Genomic DNA, 17,525 nt, shown 5'->3' on the forward strand with positions numbered 1-17,525 from the left:
GGGTCAGATTGCCGGAGCGCTGCGCCATCTCCGCCTCGCCCCGCGCCTGGTCGAGCTGCTCCTTCAGCTTTTGCGTGGCATTCAGTCGGTCCTTTTCGGCCTTCCACGCCGCCGTCATCGCATCGGATTTCTCCTCGAGTTCGGCGATTTCACCCTCCAGCCGCTCCAGCCGTTCCTTCGAGGCGGGATCCTGCTCCTTGCGCAGCGCTTCCCGTTCGATCTTGAGCTGCATCAGCCGCCGATCGAGTTCATCGAGCGCCTCGGGCTTGGAATCCACCTGCATCCGCAGGCGCGAGGCGGCCTCGTCGACAAGGTCGATCGCCTTGTCCGGCAGGAACCGGTCGGTAATGTAGCGGTTGGACAGGGTCGCCGCCGCCACCAGCGCCGAATCCGAAATCCGCACGCCGTGATGAAGTTCGTATTTCTCCTTGATCCCGCGCAGGATCGAGATCGTGTCCTCGACACTCGGCTCATCCACGAAGACCGGCTGGAAGCGCCGCGCCAGCGCCGCATCCTTCTCGATGTACTTCCGATACTCGTCGAGCGTCGTCGCCCCCACGCAGTGCAGCGCGCCGCGCGCCAGTTCGGGCTTGATCAGGTTCGAGGCATCCATCGCGCCATCCGCCCGCCCCGCGCCGACCAGCGTGTGCATCTCGTCGATGAACAGGATGACCTCGCCGTTCGAGCCTTCTATCTCCTTCAGCACGGCTTTCAGCCGTTCCTCGAACTCGCCGCGATATTTCGCGCCGGCCACCATCGCGCCGAGATCGAGCGCGAGCAGCCGCTTGCCCTTCAGCGCCTCCGGCACGTCGCCATTGACGATGCGGAGCGCCAGCCCCTCGACGATCGCCGTCTTGCCAACCCCAGGCTCGCCGATGAGCACAGGGTTGTTCTTGGTCCGCCGCGCCAGCACCTGGATCGCCCGGCGGATCTCCTCGTCGCGGCCGATCACCGGATCAAGCTTCTGCGCGCGCGCGGCCTCGGTCACATCCCGCGCATATTTCTTCAGCGCATCGAAGGTCTGCTCCGCGTTCGCGCTCGTCACCGTGCGGCCCTTGCGGATATCGGCCACCGCCTTCTCCAGGGCCTGCGCCGAGGCGCCGGCCGCGGTCAGCGCCCGGCCCGCCGGCGTGCCGCTCGCCGCGAGTGCCACCAGCACGCGGTCCTGCGCGACATATTCATCGCCGGCCTTCTGCGCCATCTGCTGCGCCGCATCGAGCACCCGCACGAGATCGGGCGTGATCTGCGGCTGCCCGGCGCCGGAGCCCTGCACCTTCGGCAGTTTTCCAATCGCGGCATCGGCCGCGAGACGAACCGCGGCCGGATCGCCCCCGGCCGCGCGGATCAGCCCGCTCGCGGCCCCTTCCTCATCGTCGAGAAACGCCTTGAGCAGGTGTTCCGGCGTGATCTGCTGGTGATATTCGCGCACGGCAATCGTCTGCGCGGCCTGCACGAAGCCGCGGGCGCGTTCGGTAAACTTCTCGAAATCCATTGTTCTCGATCCCTTTCATCAGGCGACCCGGCCGGACCATCCCTCGCAAGGCAATGGTCCGACCTTGTCCGCTGGACATGGTTGCTGCATTGATCCTCCTCAAGAGGAACCGCCCCCATGACCATGCTCGTCGACTCACTCTTCCGCTATCCGGTCAAGGGCCTGACCGCCGAACCGCTGAAGGCCGCGGACCTCGAAGCCGGACGCGCCATCGCCTGGGACCGCGCCTTCGCACTCGCGCAGGGGGATTGCGGTTTCGATCCGGCAGCGCCGGCCTGGCGCCCGAAAGCCGAATTCCTCTGCCTCGCCCGCGATCCGGAAGCCGTTCGCCTCGATTGCCGCTTCGACGACGCCGCAGGCCTGCTGACCCTCATCGCGCCGGACGGCGCGGCGATCGACGCATCGCCCCTGACCGAGGCCGGACGCAGCCAGCTTGGGACGTTCATCGCCGCCGCCCTGCCGGGCTCGATGCGCGGCACGCCACGATTCCGGCATGTGTCCGGCCATAGTTTCTCAGACCACCGGAACCAGGTGATCAGCCTGATCGGCCTGGCCAGCCTGCGGGCGCTCGAAGCCGCCGCCGGCGCGCCGCGCCACCCTCTGCGCTTCCGCGCCAATCTCTATTTCGACGGCGCCGAGCCCTGGGCTGAACTCGGCTGGGTCGGCCGCACACTCGCGATCGGGGACGCGCGGCTGCGGGTTACCGCACGGATCGACCGCTGCGCCGCCACGACCGTCAACCCGGAAACCCGGGCGCGCGACGCCAATCCGGTCAAGGACCTGATGACGCATTTCGGTCATGTCGACTGCGGGATTTATGCCGAGGTCCTCGCCCCAGGGCGGATTGCGCCCGGCGATACGATCATTCTGCTGTCATAAGCCTGTTGCGACGGGTGACGCCGGCGGCAAAATCGGCTTAACGTCCCCGAATGCTGACCGACTTACCGAATGTGCTGACGCTCTCGCGCATCGCGGCGATCCCGCTGCTGGTCGTGCTGGTCGCGATCGGCTCCCCGCTCGCCGATCTGCTGGCCGCCCTCCTTTTCGTCATCGCGGGCATCACCGACTGGCTGGACGGCCGCCTCGCCCGCAGCCGCCGCCAGCTATCCGATCTCGGCCGGATGCTCGATCCGATCGCGGACAAGCTGCTGGTGGGCGCAACACTGATGCTTCTCGTCGGTTTTCATCGCGTGACCGCCTTCGGCATCTACCCGGCGATCGTGATCATGCTGCGTGAAATCCTGGTGTCGGGCCTGCGTGAATACCTTGCGGGCATCAAGGTCGGCATGCCGGTGACCCGGCTGGCCAAATGGAAGACGGCCGCGCAGATGGTGGCGCTCGGCATTCTCCTGCTCGGCAATTCCGGCGCCGCGGAACTCGGCATCCCCTGGCTCCCGGCCGGCATCATCGGCGGCGCCCTGCTCTGGATCGCCGCCGGCCTCACCCTCATCACCGGCTGGGATTACCTGACCGCGGGGCTGCGTCACGTGACCCAGCCCGGACCGTCACCCTGACCCGAAGATGACGAAATCATCAGCGACACTCACGGCGCACGGCGCGCCGGTCATCGCCCTCATCGGCTGGTCGGGAAGCGGCAAGACAACCCTGCTCACCGCCCTTCTGCCCCTGCTCGGCGGCGCCGGGCTGCGGGTCTCGACCCTGAAGCACGCCCACCACAAGGTCGACCCCGACCAGCCGGGCAAGGACAGTTTCCGTCATCGCGAAGCCGGAGCACACGAAACGATGCTCGCCACCGCCGAACGCTTCGTGCTGTTTCACGATCACGGCGCCGCCGCCGAACCGGATCTTCCTGCCCTGCTCGCCCGCATGGCACCGGCCGATCTCTATCTCGCGGAAGGCTTCAAGGCGGCCGCGGTCGAAAAGATCGAAGTGCATCGGCCCGAACTCGGCAAGGCGCCGCTTTGGCCGGAGCAGGACGATGTCATCGCCGTCGCCTGCGATGTCCCGCTCCCCGGGTGCGACCGACCTGTTCTCCCCCTCGGCGATCCGCCAGCCGTCGCGCGGTTCCTCCTCCGCCGATGCGGCCGCCTGATCGCTTGAGGTAGACCGGCAAACCGGCGCATAACGAATTCGAACAATTTCGAGGAAGAAAGATGCGGCAATTTGCCAGATCCGCCCCATCCCGCCCGGCCGTACTGCCTTCGCCCTGGCCCCGCCGTGCCGTGGCCGCACTTCTTCCCGGCAGTCTTGTGCTGCTGCTTTCCGGCTGCGCGGGCGTGGGCAACTATTTTAACAGCACCCTCAACCCACTTGGGGATCCGAATGCGCCCGCGGGTGACGCCATCAACATGCAGCGCGCCCGCGGCAACGAGGTCGCGGTACAGCCGCTGCGTCCCCAGCCAGGCGATGTCTGGCCGGGCAAGCTCGCTCCGGTGCCAACACTCGGTGAAATCCAGAAACACATGAACGTGCCCCTCGGGCAGGCTTATCAGAACCTCTACAGCGCCCCCGCCGGCAGTTCCCCGGCGCCGTCCTATTCGGTTCCGCCCGGCGCAAAGGTCCGCCGTCTGCCGCCCGACCGCGCGGAAGGCGCGGAGGCAACGTTCTCCCGCCCCGCCGGCGCGGCCATGCACTCATCCACGCCGCCCGGCAGCGCACAGGCGCCTGTGCCGCGCGCCCCGGCAATACCGACAGCGCCGGCAAGGCCCGCCAAGCCGATTACCTCCGGAGATTCGCTGCCTGTGGGCCAGACGGTGATGGGACCGCACGGCCCGCTCGGCATCGTGACGTCTCCCAGCAACGGCCGTTACCAGACGATCGCCCCGATCGGCGGCCGGGGGGGCGGCATCCTGATTCCCAACGGGAACGGCACCGCGACGCTGATCCAGTCGAATGGCCAGGTGGTAACGGTCCCGACCCGATGACTCAACGCCTCTGTGGTCCCATATCCTTATAATGAAGATCCTCTATTTCGCCTGGTTGCGCGAACGTATCGGCCTCTCCGAGGAAGACGTCGATATTCCGCCCGAAGTGACGACAATCAGTGCCCTGACCGATTTCCTGTCGGCGCGCAGCCCTGCCCATACCCGTGCGTTCGCAGACCGCCGCGCGATCAAGACCGCCCTCGATCAGCGCTTCGTTCCGCCCGACACATTGCTGGAAGGTGCCCGAGAGATCGCCTTCTTTCCGCCTTTCACCGGTGGATGACGGACCGGAGCATGCCTCGCATCGTCGTCACGACTGAGGACATCGACGTCGGCGCCGAACTCGCCGCGCTTGAAGCGGGGGCCGGCGCGGTTGCGAGTTTCGTCGGCGTCGTCCGAGGCGAGGCCGACGGCCGCCGGCTGACCTCCCTGATTCTCGAGCATTACCCGGCAATGACCGAGGCGTCACTGGCCGAGATTGCCAAGACGGCCGCGAACCGCTGGCAGCTCACCGGTTGCACGATCATCCACCGGGTCGGCGAACTGACACCCGGCGACCGTATCGTTCTTGCCGCCGCCGCCAGCGCCCATCGGGCTGACGCCCTCGCGGCAACCGCCTTCCTGATCGACTGGCTGAAGACCGACGCGCCGTTCTGGAAGCGCGAGAACTTTGCCGATGGAGCATCGCACTGGGTTTCGGCACGCGACGAGGATCAGGAAGCGCGCAACCGCTGGTAGTCCGGCGCACGCCAATCCATTGCCTCGATTTAATCTTCAATACCCTCCCACGCGCTCGAACCTCGCTGCTCCCCCTGCCGAACACCCCGGCCATCCGCGGATAAAGGCGGGGTTTTCACCGCATTTGTGCGCCCTGGTGCCGGAAAAGTTTCCAAAAACTCAATTTCAATCCCATTTTTCGTAATCGAAATTATTATTCAATCGATTATCATCTCCTTAAAATTATTTTATTGACGCCCTCCCCTTCCGGTTGTATTGAATTTTTCAGTTAACTGGGGGTTGTAATGAAACTTCTCATTTTTGGAAACCCGCTCGATAATCGAGATGTTCTGACTACATTCTTTAAGTCCAAGCTCGTCGTTGTAGACGAAACGACGGATATTGAAGAAGCGCTCGATCTGACGCGATTTTATGAATACGACGCGGTCGTTCTGCGTGTAACGGATACCCGCCCGGCGGAGATCGAACTCATCCGCAGGTTGCGCCTCGCTGGACTGCGCTGCCCGATCATGGCCGTCGCGCATTTGCTGAGCGAAGCAACGCGCCTGCGCATTCTCGAGGCAGGTGTTGACGATCTGATCGTAAGCGCAATCTCACACGAGGAAATTTTCCTCAGGGTGCAGAATCAGGTTCGTCGCAGCCGCGGCTTCCAGAGTTCGTCGCTGGCTGTCGGCAATGTTGAAATCAACATGAACGCGAAGAAAATTTTCGTATCTCAAACCGAGATCGGATTAACAAAAAAAGAATATCAGATCGTGGAGATCCTTGCCCTAAGGAAAGGATGCGTTCTGAGCAAGGAAGCGATCCTTGATCATCTCTATGGAGGGCTCGACGAGCCCAACCCAAAAATCATCGACGTGTTCATCTGCAAAATCCGCAAGAAACTGCTGGCCGCCGGGGCCGACGACCTGATCCAGACGAACTGGGGCCGGGGCTACATGATTGTCGACCGTCGAGAGTCCGAACTCCGTCCGACCAGAACTGCCCCCGCACAAAACATCATGCCGGCGCCTCGCGAGCGAAGCGCCGCCGGATGACCGCAACAGGGGCGGGATACGGCCGTTCCCCGGTTACTCCGCGGGTTCGGCCGGTTCCTGGGTTCCCTGGATCTCCGCCATCTTGTGTTCGACGTGCCGTGAGAACACAAACTCCGCCGGCCGCTGATGATCAAGCGGGATATCTGCCGCCATGGCGCCTTCGGTACGGATCCCCGTCACCGCAAGCTTGGCCAATTTCCAGGGGCGCTTGACCGAGTCAACCACCGCAGTCGCCTCGAAGCCCGAGTGGACCATGCAGTCGGCGCATTTTTCATAATTGCCGACACCATATTTGTCCCAATCGGTTGTCTCCATCAGCTCCTTGTACGTCTTTGCGTAGCCTTCCCCGATCAGGTAGCAAGGCCGCTGCCAACCAAACACGTTGCGCGTCGGGTTGCCCCAGGGCGTGCACTTGTAGGTCTGATTGCCGGCCAGAAAGTCGAGAAAGAGGGGAGACTGATTGAATTTCCAGCGAATTCCGCGCGCCTTCCGCTCCTTTCCATGGCGGAAGATCGCCCGGAAAAGTTCTTTCGTCCGCTGACGGTTAAGGAAATGTTCCTGATCCGGGGCACGCTCATAGGCATAACCCGGGGACGTCATGACCCCATCGACGCCGATTTCGTTCACGGTATCGAGGAACGCGGCGACCCGCTCGGGATTGGCTCCGTCGAACAATGTGCAGTTGATCGAAACACGGAATCCCTTTGCCTTGGCCAGCTTGATCGCGGCAACGGCACGTTCGTAGACGCCTTCCTGACTGACCGCCTGGTCATGCATCTCGCGATCGCCGTCGAGATGAATGTCCCAGCAGAAATTCGGGTGCGGCTTGTACTGGTCGATCTTCTTCTCGAGCAGCAGCGCATTCGTGCAGAGATAGATGAACTTGTCCCGCGCCAGGATCTTCTCGACGATCTCGGGCATTTCCCGGTGCAGCAGCGGCTCGCCGCCAGCAATCGCCACAACCGGAGCGCCACACTCATCCACGGCTTCCAGCGCGTCGGCAACCGACAGGCGCTGATTCAGAATCGGTGCGGGATAATCGATCTTGCCGCAACCGGCGCAAGCCAGGTTACAGCGGAACAGCGGCTCCAGCATCAGCACCAGCGGATACCGCCGATTGCCGGTCAAATGCTGTTTCAGCACGTAGGCTCCAACCTTGATCGCCTGCTTCAGCGGCACGCCCATTGGTAACTCCTGATATTTCCCAACCTGCCGATGCGCCGTTCAGGCATCGCTCACTTCGGTGGGCAGTTTGAACCTGACATCTTCCGGCGTGCCGGCAAGGGTATCGATTTCGATGGCGCCGAACTTCCGCAGGCCGTCGATCACCCCTTTGACCAGCACTTCCGGCGCCGACGCGCCCGCCGTAACCCCGACGGCGCGGATGCCCTTGAACCAGGACGGATCGAGATGGCTGGCATCGTCGATCAGATAGGACGGACGCCCCAATTCGGCGCCGATCTCGCACAAACGATTGGAATTCGATGAATTTCGGCTGCCGACGACCAGGATAACGTCGACCTGTTCGGCCAGATGCCGCACGGCTTCCTGCCGGTTTTGGGTCGCATAGCAGATATCGCGCACGTCGGGACCGACGATCCCGGGAAAGCGCTCGACCAGCGCCGCAATGATTCCGCGCGTGTCGTCAACCGAAAGCGTCGTCTGTGTGATATAGGCAAGCTTGTCCGGGTCGCTCACCTGCAGTGACGCCACATCCTCGACGGTCTGCACAAGATAGACCCGACCGTCGATCTGGCCGATCGTCCCCTCGACTTCCGCGTGCCCGGCATGGCCGATCAGCACGATCTCCCGCCCCTGACCAGCGTAGCGCCGCCCTTCGGAATGGACCTTGGCAACCAGCGGGCAGGTGGCATCGGTCACCGGCAGGGCGCGGTTCGCGGCGCTCTGCTGCACTTTCCGCGCGACGCCATGCGCAGAAAACACCGTAATCGCCCCATCCGGCACTTCCGAAATCTCGTCGACGAACACCGCGCCGCGGGATCTCAAATCCTCCACCACATGGCGGTTATGCACGATTTCATGGCGCACATAGATCGGCGGACCGAATTTCGCCAATGCCCGTTCAACGATCTCGATCGCCCGCTCGACGCCGGCGCAGAACCCGCGCGGCTGCGCCAGCACGACTTTCATGACCGTCTGGTCCACGGCCGGATCTGCGCATTCGGTCATGGTATGAGGCAGATCCATGGTCTGTCGCCTTTCGAATCGGGAATTCGCGATTGTGGGAAATCCACTCCGGCAGTACGCCGTTTCTCTGAAATAAGTCATCCCAAGGCGGCTTCGCAAGGGCGCCTGTTCCGAGCCCCCTCTTGGAGACCGCCTGTGTTGCAGTTATGCATCGTGCGAGATCAAACAGCCACCCCATCCCCGCACCCGTTTCATTCCAGACCGGTTGATCTTATCTCTTCAACCATGCCCTATCGCTCCCCACGATGAATGTATAAATCCTCCGGGTACCGGCACGGCCCGGAGTGCCGCAGGGTCGCAATGACGGAGATTGAAGGAATCAGCATGATGGCTTACCGCGCCAGCGAAAGACCGGTTACCTGCGCACGGGGTGTCGTCTGATGCCGCCGCAGACTCCCCTGCTGGATCGTGTCCGCGTTCCGAGCGACCTGCGCAATTTCTCCGCCGACCAGCTCCGCCAGCTCGCCGGGGAATTGCGCGCCGAAACGATCGACACCGTTTCCGTGACCGGCGGGCACCTGGGCGCGTCGCTCGGCGTCGTCGAGCTGACGGTGGCCCTGCACGCGGTGTTCGAGACCCCGCGGGATCGCCTGATCTGGGATGTCGGCCATCAGACCTATCCGCACAAGATCCTCACCGGCCGGCGCGATCGCATCCGTACACTGCGCCAGCCCGGCGGGCTGTCCGGCTTCACGCGCCGTTCCGAAAGCGAATACGATCCGTTCGGGGCCGCCCATTCCTCGACGTCGATTTCGGCCGGCCTGGGCATGGCCGTGGCCCGCGACCTGAAGGATGAATCCCCTAAGCGTCACGTCATCGCCGTGATCGGCGACGGGGCGATGTCCGCCGGCATGGCCTATGAGGCGATGAACAACGCGGGCGCCAGCAAGTCCCGCATGATCGTCATCCTCAACGACAACGACATGTCGATCGCGCCGCCGGTCGGCGCGATGAGCGCCTACCTCTCGCGGCTGATCTCCTCGCGCAGCTTCCTCTCGATCCGCGATTTCGCCGCCCGGATGGCGAAACGTTTCCCCCGCACGCTCGAACGCACGGCCAAGCGCGCCGAGGAATACGCCCGCGGAATCCTTACCGGCGGCACGCTGTTCGAGGAGCTGGGCTTTTATTATGTGGGCCCGATCGACGGCCATAATCTCGACCATCTTCTTCCGGTCCTGCGCAATCTGCGCGACATCGATGGCGACGAGCCGATCCTGCTCCATGTCGTCACCCAGAAGGGCAAGGGCTACGCACCGGCCGAGGCGTCGGCCGACAAGTATCACGGCGTCTCGAAGTTCAACGTCGTCACCGGCGAGCAGACCAAGGCGCCGCCGGGACCGCCCTCTTATACAAAGGTGTTCGCCCAGGCGCTGATCGCCGAGGCGGAACATAATCCGAACGTCGTCGCGGTCACCGCGGCGATGCCGAGCGGCACCGGCCTCGACGCCTTCGGCAAGCGCTTCCCGGACCGCTGCTTCGATGTCGGCATCGCCGAACAGCACGCCGTGACCTTCGCCGCCGGCATGGCGACCGAGGGCATGGCGCCGTTCTGCGCGATCTATTCCACCTTTCTCCAGCGCGCCTACGACCAGGTCGTGCATGACGTGGCGATCCAGTCCCTGCCCGTGCGCTTCGCCATGGACCGCGCCGGCCTCGTCGGCGCGGACGGTGCCACCCATGCCGGCGCCTACGACCTCGCCTATCTCGGCTGCCTCCCCGGAATGGTGATCATGGCACCGTCCGATGAGGCGGAACTGATGAACTGCGTTGCCACCGCGGCCGCGATCGACGACCGCCCGTCCGCGTTCCGCTATCCGCGCGGCGAGGGCACCGGCGTCCAGCTCCCTGCGCGCGGAACGCCATGGGAAATCGGCAAGGGACGAATCGTGCGCGAAGGCAGCAAGGTGGCCGTCCTGGCGCTCGGCCCACGCCTGGCCGAAGCGCTGAAGGCAGCGGACGAACTCGCGGCGCGCGGCTTCCCCGCAACCGTCGCCGATGCCCGCTTCATGAAGCCGCTCGATACCGCGCTGGTGGACCAGCTTGCCCGTCATCACGAAGTCCTGATCACGATCGAGGATGGTTCGAGCGGCGGCTTCGGCGCGGCTGTCGGCCACCATCTCGCCTGGTCGGGCGCGTTCGACTCAGGGCTGCGATTCCGCCCGATGACGCTTCCGGACCGCTTCATCGACCACAACTCACCCGCCGGCCAGCTGATCGATGCCGGACTTACCGCGAAGGATATCGTGGCGCACGCGCTCGGCGCGCTCGGTCGCGGAGCCGTGCCCGAAAATTCGCACGGTTCGGTCGCAATTCCGGCACGTTGATCGCCATATCTGCCCTTATGAAACGTCGAATGCTCCTGGCGGCGCCACTTGCCGTGGCCCTGCCCTTCGCGCTTCCGGCGGCACGCGCTGCCGCTGCCCCGGAAACGCAGCCGGTCAACGCTCTGGACGACGCGCTGATCGCGACAATGAAGGCTGGCAGCGCCGGCAAGACCTTCTCCGCGCGCTACGCCATGCTCAAGCCGGTGATCGAAAAGAGTTTCGACCTTCGACTGATCCTGCAGAACTCGGCGGGACTGCTCTGGTCGCAAATTCCGGCCGCCCAGAAAACCGAGCTTGAGAAACTGTTCCGCCAGTATACGGTTGCAACCTATGTGAGCAACTTCAACGCCTACGCCGGCCAGCACTTCACGACCAATCCCGACATCCGGCGGACAGGCAATGCCCGCGTCGTGTCGACCACGTTCGAGGGAAACGGGGGAAAGAAGGTCGAACTGGCCTACGTGATGCGGCAGTCCGGCGGTGTGTGGAAAATCACCGACGTTCTCTTCGACGGGACAATCAGCAAGGTCGCCACGCAGCGCTCCGACTTCAGCGGCCTGATCGAGCCTGGCAACGCGTCGCGGCTGATCGATGCGCTGAAGGCGAAGGTCGCTTCGCTGTCCGGCGGGGCGATCAAGGACTGACATGACCGCAATCCTGCCGGCCCTCGCCGACGCGCTCTGCGCGGTCGGCCTCGTCCAGCAGGCCATCGGCTCCACCCTCGTGCGCGTCGCCCGGCATCCGGAAGCTTCAATGCCGGGCGACGCACCGGGCATCACCGTTCTCAAGCCGCTGCACGGCACCGAACCGCTGCTCGACATTGCGCTCGAATCCTTCTTCCTGCTGGACTATCCGCGGTTTCAGCTCGTATTCGGCGCGGCCGATCCCGATGACCCCGCCCTCGCCCTGGTAGCCCGTTTGCAGGCACGCTACAGGCAGGTCGACGTCGCGACGGTCGCCGGGCCGCACCGGGCGGGCCGCAACCGGAAGGTCGCCAACCTGATCGCAATGCGGTCCGCCGCCCGGTACGACCTTCTCGTGATCTCGGATGCCGACATGCATGTCGCGCCGGATTTCCTGAACGGCATCGCCCGCTCCCTCTCGCGGCCAGAGGCGGGCCTCGCCACGACCTTCTATACCGGTCTGCCCGCGAACGGCGCGCTCGCCGCCCGGCTGGGCGCGATGCAGATCAATCACGGCTTCCTTCCCGGCGCCGCCATCGCCCGCGCGCTCGGCCGGCAGGACTGCCTTGGCGCGACAATGGCTCTCCGCGGCGCCGATCTCGACCGGATCGGCGGGTTCGAGGCGCTGCTCGACCATCTCGCCGACGACAACGTCCTCGGCCAGCGCATCCGCGCCACCGGCAAGCAGGTCGTTCTCGCGCCGGCGCTTCCGGCCACCTCGGTGCCCGAGACGACGTTCGCCGCCCTCATGCGGCACGAACTGCGCTGGGCCCGCACAATTCGCGCGCTGGTGCCGTTCAGCTATGCCGGAATGATCACGCAGTTCCCGCTCTTCTGGGCCCTGGCGGCACTGCTGCTGTCCGGCGGCGCGACCTGGACATGGATCGGCCTGGCCCTCGCCGCCGGCCTGCGCTACATGATCGCGCAGCAGCTCGAACGCCGCCTTGGATTTTCCGGGCGCGGCCGTGGTTCACCCGCCCTGGCGAGCACGCCGGCGCCCTGGCTTTTCCTCTTGCGCGATATGGTTTCGGCGGCCATTTTCGTGATGAGTTTCTGGAGCGATACCGTCGAGTGGCGTGGCAATGTGCTGGAGGCCGATTCGGGCCGCAGCGACAGCGGGCGACAGGCAGAAGCCGCCCCGCGGCATATGAATTAGGACCGATGCGATGATGAAGACCCTGTTCCTGCAACCGCCCTCCTTCGACGGGTTCGACGGCGGCGCCGGCTCCCGCTACCAGGCGCGCCGCGAGATCCGGTCCTTCTGGTTCCCGACCTGGCTCGCCCAGCCGGCGGCGCTGATCCCCGGCTCCAAACTGATCGACGCGCCTCCCGCCGGCCTCACGATGAAGGATGTGATGCCGCACGCCCGCACCGCCGAGCTCGTCATCATCCACACCTCCACCCCGTCCTTCGCCAACGACGTCAAGGTCGCGGCCCAGATCAGGGCGGAGAACCCCGGCGTGAAGATCGGCTTCATCGGCGCGAAGGTGGCGGTCCAGGCCGGCGAAAGCCTCGAGCGCGCCGCCCCTGTCGACTTCGTCGCCCGCAACGAGTTCGACTTCACGATCAAGGAAATCGCCGAGGGCAAGCCCTTCGCCGAGGTCGACGGCATTTCCTGGCGCAACGGGGCCGGCGAGATCGTCCACAACCAGGACCGCCCCACCCTCGAGGACATGGACAGCCTTCCCTTCGTCGCCGACGTCTACAAGCGCGACCTGAAGATCGAGGACTATTTCATCGGCTATCTGATGCACCCCTACGTGTCGCTGTATACCGGCCGGGGCTGCAAGTCGCGCTGCACCTTCTGCCTCTGGCCGCAGACGGTCGGCGGCCACCGCTACCGCACCCGCTCGGTCGAGCACGTGATCGCCGAGGTGAAGCAGATCCAGCGCGATTTCCCGCAGATGCGCGAGCTCTTCTTCGACGACGACACCTTCACCGACAACCTTCCCCGCGCCGAGGCGATCGCGCGCGAACTCGGCAAGCTCGGCGTCACCTGGTCCTGCAATGCCAAGGCGAACGTTCCCCGCGACACGCTCAAGGTGCTGCGCGACAATGGTCTTCGTCTGCTGCTCGTCGGCTATGAAAGCGGCAACCAGCAGATCCTGCACAACATCAAGAAGGGCATGCGGATCGAGGTCGCGAAGAAATTCACGAAGGACTGCCACGATCTCGGCATCAAGATCCACGGCACCTTCATTCTCGGCCTGCCCGGCGAAACGCAGGACACCATCCGCGAGACGATCGATTTCGCGAAGGAGATCAACCCGCATACCATCCAGGTCTCCCTCGCCGCGCCGTACCCGGGCACCTTCCTCTACAACCAGGCCGTCGAAAACGGCTGGCTCGACGCCGCGCATGCCGAACTGATCGACGATCACGGGATCCAGATCGCGCCGCTCCACTACCCGCATCTGACGCACACCGAAATCTTCGACAGCGTGGAAACCTTCTACCGGCAGTTCTATTTCCGCGTGCCGAAGATCGCCTCGATCGTCGGCGAGATGGTGCGCAGCCCGCAAATGATGAAGCGCCGCCTGCGCGAGGGCGTGGAGTTCTTCCAGTTCCTGCGCGAGCGCCACGCCGCCTGATCGTCCAGAGCATCCGCAGCCATGCGAAGCGACGCCGAGGTCATCTTCTCGGCGGATGATTTCGGCCTGACCGGCAGCGTCAATGAGGCGGTGGAACGCGCCCATCTTGAGGGCGCGCTGACCCAGGCGAGTCTCATGGTGGCAGCCCCCGCCGCGGCCGACGCGGTTGCCCGCGCGCGGCGCCTGCCCAGCCTGAATGTCGGGCTGCATCTGGTGCTGGTCGAGGGGGATTCCGTGCTCGGCCACACCGCCTTGCCCACGATCACCGGCGCGGATGGCCGGTTCGGGGCCGATCAGATCGCCCGCGGCTTCCGCTACTTTTTCTCCCCCGCCGCGCGGCGGGAACTGGCGGCTGAAATCCGTGCGCAGTTCGAGGCCTTCGCGGCGACCGGCCTCACGCTGCACCACGCGGATAGCCACAAGCACATGCACATGCATCCCACCGTGGCGTCGCTGATGATCCGCATCGGCCGCGAATTCGGCCTCCGGCGTATCCGGGTTCCGGCCGAACCCCCCGCGGTCCTGAGGGCGAGCGGCGACCGGCCGGGTTTTCCGGCCCATGCCCTTTATGCCTGGTCGCGTGTTATCCGCGCACAGGCGAGCCGCGCCGGGCTATCGAGTCCCGACCATATCCTCGGCATCCGACGTTCCGGCCACATGACACCCGAACGGGTGAACGCCTATCTCGAAGTCCTGCCCTCCGGCTCAACGGAAATCTATTTCCACCCCGCGACCCGGCGGTGCCGGGATCTCGAAAGGCTGATGCCGGACTACGAGCATGTCGCTGAATTCGAGGCGCTATGTGCGATCAGGGACCGGGCCTGATCCCCGTTAGAAATTTGTATTGAACGCGCAATTTGAAACAACACCAAACTACAACCTTGAGACGAATTGTTTGTTAGAAAAACTGCTTCCTGTTGGGAATGCGTTAATTTTTCGCCGATAGATCTGAGGGCACCAGCACAGCAGACCAAGGAGCGGCTCGTGTCATCCTCAACATCAACGGAAAATGTCTCAGTCATAGCAAGTCTTGGTGCGACACCAGACACGTTTGCAGTAGACACATCGATTCAGGCCATTGTTCAGCAACAGCTGGACAACAATATCACCAACCTCATCAATCTGAATTCGCCCTATACCGGTGTAACAGTAACACCGATATCCTTGAATTCCGACGGCACTACGAACTCCTCCCCTCCTCCTGAGCCCACCAATACGTCGTTCTACGAGGATACTTACATCACCGGTTCGGTCACCGGCAGCGGCGGGTCGATCAGCTTGCCTAACGCCATGACCAATGGCGTTCCGACCAATAACGGTATCCGCGGAATCATAGCGACCTTCAGCGGTAACGAGACCATTACCGGCGGCGCCGGCAAGAACGCGCTGATCGTCACGGGCTCGACCACGAACCTGACATGGGATCCGATGGGCGGCGCCGGCACCGACACGATCTATGCAGGCGGCGGAAACAACAACTTCACGCTTGACGGTTACTGGTACGACGTTCAGGTCGCGAGCGGCGACAACACGATCACGGCGGCCGCCAACGCCGCCGGCGGCGCGAGTTACAATCGCATCACGACCGAGGGTGGCCACAACGTCATCAACCTCGACGCGGGCACCAATACCGTCATGTCCGCCGGTAGCGACGTGATTAACGTCAACGATTCCGGCAACCTGATTTCTGTATCCGGCGCGTCGAAGATCACCTTTGGCGCGAACGCGACCGGCAACACGCTTTACGCGACCGGGGCGGCAACAATCGTCGGCAATTCCGGCGGCAATACGATCTCGATCAGCGGCAGTCAGGGGGCGGCAATCAGCACCTCGGGCGCCGGTTCCCTCGGCTCGGTCGCCGGCAACACGACGATCTATTCGTCGACCGACGACGAAAGCGTCCAGTTCACCGCCGGCACAAACCGGTTCAGGAACAATGGCGGCTTTGACACCATCGTCGCTACCGGGCAGTCCGTCGTTCGCGCAGGCAATCCAACGGGATCGACCGGCAAGATCGACTTCATCAATCAGAGCACCAACGCGGTGACGGTTCTTGGCGGCGCAGGCGCCGTGACGGCTTTCGGCGGCGTCGGCGGCGGCATCATTACCGGCGGCGCGGAAGGCAACAACTCCCTGATCGGCGGCTCCGGGTCGGCCACTCTGGTCGGCGGCGGGAACGGCGATTTCATTGAGGCCGGAGGCGGGAATGCGACACCGAGCGGAGCTTGGAATGCGCTTTTTGCCGGTGTCGGCAATGAAACGCTCACCGCCACATCGGTAACGGGCAGCAACCTGTTTGCGGCCGGCAGCGGCAATGACATCATTTCGTCAGAAGGCACGGGAACCCAGTACTTCTTCACCGGGTCCGGCAACGCCACGATCACGGGATCGTCCCTGGCCGGCTCGGACAATATCTATTTTGCCAGGTCGGGCGGTACCAGCAGCCAGGACATCATCAACAATTTCTCGACGCAGAGAGATATCATGGTGATGATCAACGGCCAGACGATTTCTTCCGTCACTGCAACTTCAAATGCATCGCCTCAAACCGGCGCTGTCCTGACATTGTCGGACAACACGAGGATCACCATGGTCGGTATCAACCCGAACCAGTTGCAGCAATTCGTCGGCGGATCGTTCGTGTAAAGGCCAAACCTGCCAGGGCGCGTCTTGTCAACGGAATCGAGGCGCGCTCTCGCAGCACGGTTGCATTTTGAATTTTAGCTGAACCCGTCTGCGTGCGTCGCCACCATGACCAGGTGATAACGCAGGCGGGCTTTATCCGGCGCCTCATGGCCGAACCAGCACCATCGTGACGATCACGACCATCAGGACGATCGGGACAACCGCGCTCCGCCTCAGGATTGTCACCTCCGGCCGGGCATCGTCGCGCAGCCGCCGGCGCCAGGCGGAGAGAATGCCATGGTACCAGGAGAGCAGCAGCACGGCGGCCAATTTCACCAGCCACCACAGTGCGCTCCAGGATATCGTGCCGGGCGTCAACGCAAGCAGGATGCCGAACCCCCAGGCCGCGTACATCGCGGGATTGACCAGGCGCTTGAAGATCTGGCGCTCGAGGGCCGCGAACGCCATCGCCGCCGGGCTCGCCGGCTCCAGCCCATGATGGCGCAGATAGATCATGGGCAGCACGATCATTCCCGCCATCCACAAGATCACCGCGATCACGTGCAGCGCCAGCAACTCGCGCAGGAAGGGCAACAGCGCCGGCACCGTCATGGCGTGCCCGGCTCCCTCGAGAGCGATGCGGCCTTGCCAGGCCTGTCCTTCCACGCGTCGGCGTCCTCGGGCGGAGTTCCCTTGCGGGTGATGTTCGGCCAAAGGGCCGCCAATTCACGGTTCTGATCGATCCATGCGTCCGCCTTCGCGTCGGAATCCGGCACGATCGCCTCGGCCGGGCATTCGGGTTCGCAGACCCCGCAATCGATGCATTCGTCCGGATGGATCACCAGCATGTTCTCGCCGGCATAGAAGCAGTCAACCGGACAGACCTCGACGCAATCCATGTATTTGCACTTGATGCAGCTTTCGGTGACGACATAGGCCATG

General features: G+C 64.0%; 18 protein-coding genes (1 of these 18 running past the window's edge). 13 read left to right on the top strand and 5 right to left on the bottom strand.

The features are described from left to right. On the bottom strand, nucleotides 1–1,492 hold the 5' portion of the coding sequence (gene clpB, locus ACMV_RS10270; protein WP_007424827.1) for an ATP-dependent chaperone ClpB. 1,091 nt of this gene lie to the left of the window's left edge; only the first 1,492 of its 2,583 coding nucleotides appear in the window; its start codon is at nucleotides 1,490–1,492; its stop codon lies beyond the left edge, outside the window. 117 nt (nucleotides 1,493–1,609) lie between these two features. Between clpB and ACMV_RS10275 the strand changes: the two genes are divergently transcribed. The 7 genes from ACMV_RS10275 (at nucleotide 1,610) to ACMV_RS10305 (ending at nucleotide 6,152) form a co-directional block, all read left to right on the top strand. Then, nucleotides 1,610–2,371, top strand: coding sequence for an MOSC domain-containing protein (locus tag ACMV_RS10275; protein WP_007424828.1), 762 nt, complete (start codon nucleotides 1,610–1,612; stop codon nucleotides 2,369–2,371). A gap of 50 nt (nucleotides 2,372–2,421) precedes the next feature. Continuing rightward, nucleotides 2,422–3,006 (top strand): CDP-diacylglycerol--glycerol-3-phosphate 3-phosphatidyltransferase, encoded by a 585-nt coding sequence (pgsA, locus tag ACMV_RS10280; RefSeq protein WP_007424829.1) that lies wholly within the window; start codon nucleotides 2,422–2,424, stop codon nucleotides 3,004–3,006. Nucleotides 3,007–3,013: 7 nt separating this feature from the next. Next, nucleotides 3,014–3,553 (top strand): molybdopterin-guanine dinucleotide biosynthesis protein B, encoded by a 540-nt coding sequence (gene mobB, locus ACMV_RS10285; protein WP_011942518.1) that lies wholly within the window; start codon nucleotides 3,014–3,016, stop codon nucleotides 3,551–3,553. Nucleotides 3,554–3,675: 122 nt separating this feature from the next. Continuing rightward, complete coding sequence (locus tag ACMV_RS10290) at nucleotides 3,676–4,377, top strand: hypothetical protein (protein WP_231295244.1); 702 nt, start codon at nucleotides 3,676–3,678, stop codon at nucleotides 4,375–4,377. A gap of 31 nt (nucleotides 4,378–4,408) precedes the next feature. Beyond that, nucleotides 4,409–4,660, top strand: coding sequence for a molybdopterin converting factor subunit 1 (gene moaD / locus ACMV_RS10295; protein ID WP_007424832.1), 252 nt, complete (start codon nucleotides 4,409–4,411; stop codon nucleotides 4,658–4,660). Nucleotides 4,661–4,671: 11 nt separating this feature from the next. Beyond that, entirely contained in the window at nucleotides 4,672–5,115 is a 444-nt protein-coding gene (locus ACMV_RS10300) for a molybdenum cofactor biosynthesis protein MoaE (protein WP_373856286.1), read from the top strand. 284 nt (nucleotides 5,116–5,399) lie between these two features. After that, a complete protein-coding gene (locus ACMV_RS10305) occupies nucleotides 5,400–6,152 on the top strand; it encodes a response regulator transcription factor (protein ID WP_011942520.1) in 753 nt (250 codons plus the stop codon). A 33-nt stretch (nucleotides 6,153–6,185) separates the two neighbouring features. Here ACMV_RS10305 and hpnH read toward each other — a convergent pair whose 3' ends face one another. Both hpnH and ispH read right to left on the bottom strand, forming a co-directional pair. Next, nucleotides 6,186–7,337, bottom strand: coding sequence for an adenosyl-hopene transferase HpnH (gene hpnH / locus ACMV_RS10310; protein ID WP_007421329.1), 1,152 nt, complete (start codon nucleotides 7,335–7,337; stop codon nucleotides 6,186–6,188). Between the two features lie 39 nt (nucleotides 7,338–7,376). Continuing rightward, complete coding sequence (ispH, locus tag ACMV_RS10315; RefSeq protein WP_048858003.1) at nucleotides 7,377–8,360, bottom strand: 4-hydroxy-3-methylbut-2-enyl diphosphate reductase; 984 nt, start codon at nucleotides 8,358–8,360, stop codon at nucleotides 7,377–7,379. A 380-nt stretch (nucleotides 8,361–8,740) separates the two neighbouring features. On the opposite strand from ispH, the gene dxs reads away from it, so the two are divergent. From dxs to ACMV_RS10345, 6 genes are all read left to right on the top strand, one after another. After that, entirely contained in the window at nucleotides 8,741–10,684 is a 1,944-nt protein-coding gene (dxs, locus tag ACMV_RS10320) for a 1-deoxy-D-xylulose-5-phosphate synthase (RefSeq protein ID WP_013640404.1), read from the top strand. A 53-nt stretch (nucleotides 10,685–10,737) separates the two neighbouring features. Continuing rightward, nucleotides 10,738–11,328: an ABC transporter substrate-binding protein gene (locus tag ACMV_RS10325; RefSeq protein ID WP_231844388.1), complete on the top strand. Its 591-nt coding sequence runs from the start codon at nucleotides 10,738–10,740 to the stop codon at nucleotides 11,326–11,328. Between the two features lies 1 nt (nucleotide 11,329). Further along, nucleotides 11,330–12,523 carry a bacteriohopanetetrol glucosamine biosynthesis glycosyltransferase HpnI gene (hpnI, locus tag ACMV_RS10330; RefSeq protein ID WP_013640406.1) on the top strand — a complete coding sequence of 398 codons (1,194 nt, stop codon included), beginning with the start codon at nucleotides 11,330–11,332 and terminating at the stop codon, nucleotides 12,521–12,523. A 10-nt stretch (nucleotides 12,524–12,533) separates the two neighbouring features. Beyond that, on the top strand, nucleotides 12,534–13,958 hold the full coding sequence (hpnJ, locus tag ACMV_RS10335; protein WP_013640407.1) for a hopanoid biosynthesis associated radical SAM protein HpnJ: 1,425 nt from the start codon (nucleotides 12,534–12,536) through the stop codon (nucleotides 13,956–13,958). Nucleotides 13,959–13,979: 21 nt separating this feature from the next. Further along, the gene (hpnK, locus tag ACMV_RS10340) at nucleotides 13,980–14,783 is read left to right on the top strand and encodes a hopanoid biosynthesis-associated protein HpnK (RefSeq protein WP_013640408.1); all 804 of its coding nucleotides are present in this window, start codon (nucleotides 13,980–13,982) and stop codon (nucleotides 14,781–14,783) included. 159 nt (nucleotides 14,784–14,942) lie between these two features. Then, nucleotides 14,943–16,604 carry a beta strand repeat-containing protein gene (locus ACMV_RS10345; RefSeq protein WP_041664982.1) on the top strand — a complete coding sequence of 554 codons (1,662 nt, stop codon included), beginning with the start codon at nucleotides 14,943–14,945 and terminating at the stop codon, nucleotides 16,602–16,604. A 144-nt stretch (nucleotides 16,605–16,748) separates the two neighbouring features. On the opposite strand, the gene ACMV_RS10350 is transcribed toward ACMV_RS10345, so the two are convergent. Both ACMV_RS10350 and fdxA read right to left on the bottom strand, forming a co-directional pair. Then, nucleotides 16,749–17,195 carry a CopD family protein gene (locus ACMV_RS10350; RefSeq protein ID WP_013640410.1) on the bottom strand — a complete coding sequence of 149 codons (447 nt, stop codon included), beginning with the start codon at nucleotides 17,193–17,195 and terminating at the stop codon, nucleotides 16,749–16,751. After that, nucleotides 17,192–17,524 (bottom strand): ferredoxin FdxA, encoded by a 333-nt coding sequence (gene fdxA / locus ACMV_RS10355; RefSeq protein ID WP_011942528.1) that lies wholly within the window; start codon nucleotides 17,522–17,524, stop codon nucleotides 17,192–17,194. The genes ACMV_RS10350 and fdxA overlap by 4 nt, the downstream gene beginning before the upstream one ends. Between the last annotated feature and the right edge of the window lies 1 nt (nucleotide 17,525).

The sequence above is a fragment of the Acidiphilium multivorum AIU301 genome (genome assembly GCF_000202835.1).
Lineage (GTDB): Bacteria > Pseudomonadota > Alphaproteobacteria > Acetobacterales > Acetobacteraceae > Acidiphilium > Acidiphilium multivorum.

Coding starts and splice junctions, on each gene's coding strand:
- pgsA (WP_007424829.1), top strand. CDS start 2,422: ATGCTGACCGACTTACCGAATGTGCTGACGCTCTCGCGCATCGCGGCG.
- dxs (WP_013640404.1), top strand. CDS start 8,741: ATGCCGCCGCAGACTCCCCTGCTGGATCGTGTCCGCGTTCCGAGCGAC.
- hpnJ (WP_013640407.1), top strand. CDS start 12,534: ATGATGAAGACCCTGTTCCTGCAACCGCCCTCCTTCGACGGGTTCGAC.
- ACMV_RS10300 (WP_373856286.1), top strand. CDS start 4,672: ATGCCTCGCATCGTCGTCACGACTGAGGACATCGACGTCGGCGCCGAA.
- ACMV_RS10275 (WP_007424828.1), top strand. CDS start 1,610: ATGACCATGCTCGTCGACTCACTCTTCCGCTATCCGGTCAAGGGCCTG.
- ispH (WP_048858003.1), bottom strand. CDS start 8,360: ATGGATCTGCCTCATACCATGACCGAATGCGCAGATCCGGCCGTGGAC.
- mobB (WP_011942518.1), top strand. CDS start 3,014: ATGACGAAATCATCAGCGACACTCACGGCGCACGGCGCGCCGGTCATC.
- moaD (WP_007424832.1), top strand. CDS start 4,409: ATGAAGATCCTCTATTTCGCCTGGTTGCGCGAACGTATCGGCCTCTCC.
- ACMV_RS10305 (WP_011942520.1), top strand. CDS start 5,400: ATGAAACTTCTCATTTTTGGAAACCCGCTCGATAATCGAGATGTTCTG.
- hpnK (WP_013640408.1), top strand. CDS start 13,980: ATGCGAAGCGACGCCGAGGTCATCTTCTCGGCGGATGATTTCGGCCTG.
- hpnH (WP_007421329.1), bottom strand. CDS start 7,337: ATGGGCGTGCCGCTGAAGCAGGCGATCAAGGTTGGAGCCTACGTGCTG.
- ACMV_RS10350 (WP_013640410.1), bottom strand. CDS start 17,195: ATGACGGTGCCGGCGCTGTTGCCCTTCCTGCGCGAGTTGCTGGCGCTG.
- fdxA (WP_011942528.1), bottom strand. CDS start 17,524: ATGGCCTATGTCGTCACCGAAAGCTGCATCAAGTGCAAATACATGGAT.
- hpnI (WP_013640406.1), top strand. CDS start 11,330: ATGACCGCAATCCTGCCGGCCCTCGCCGACGCGCTCTGCGCGGTCGGC.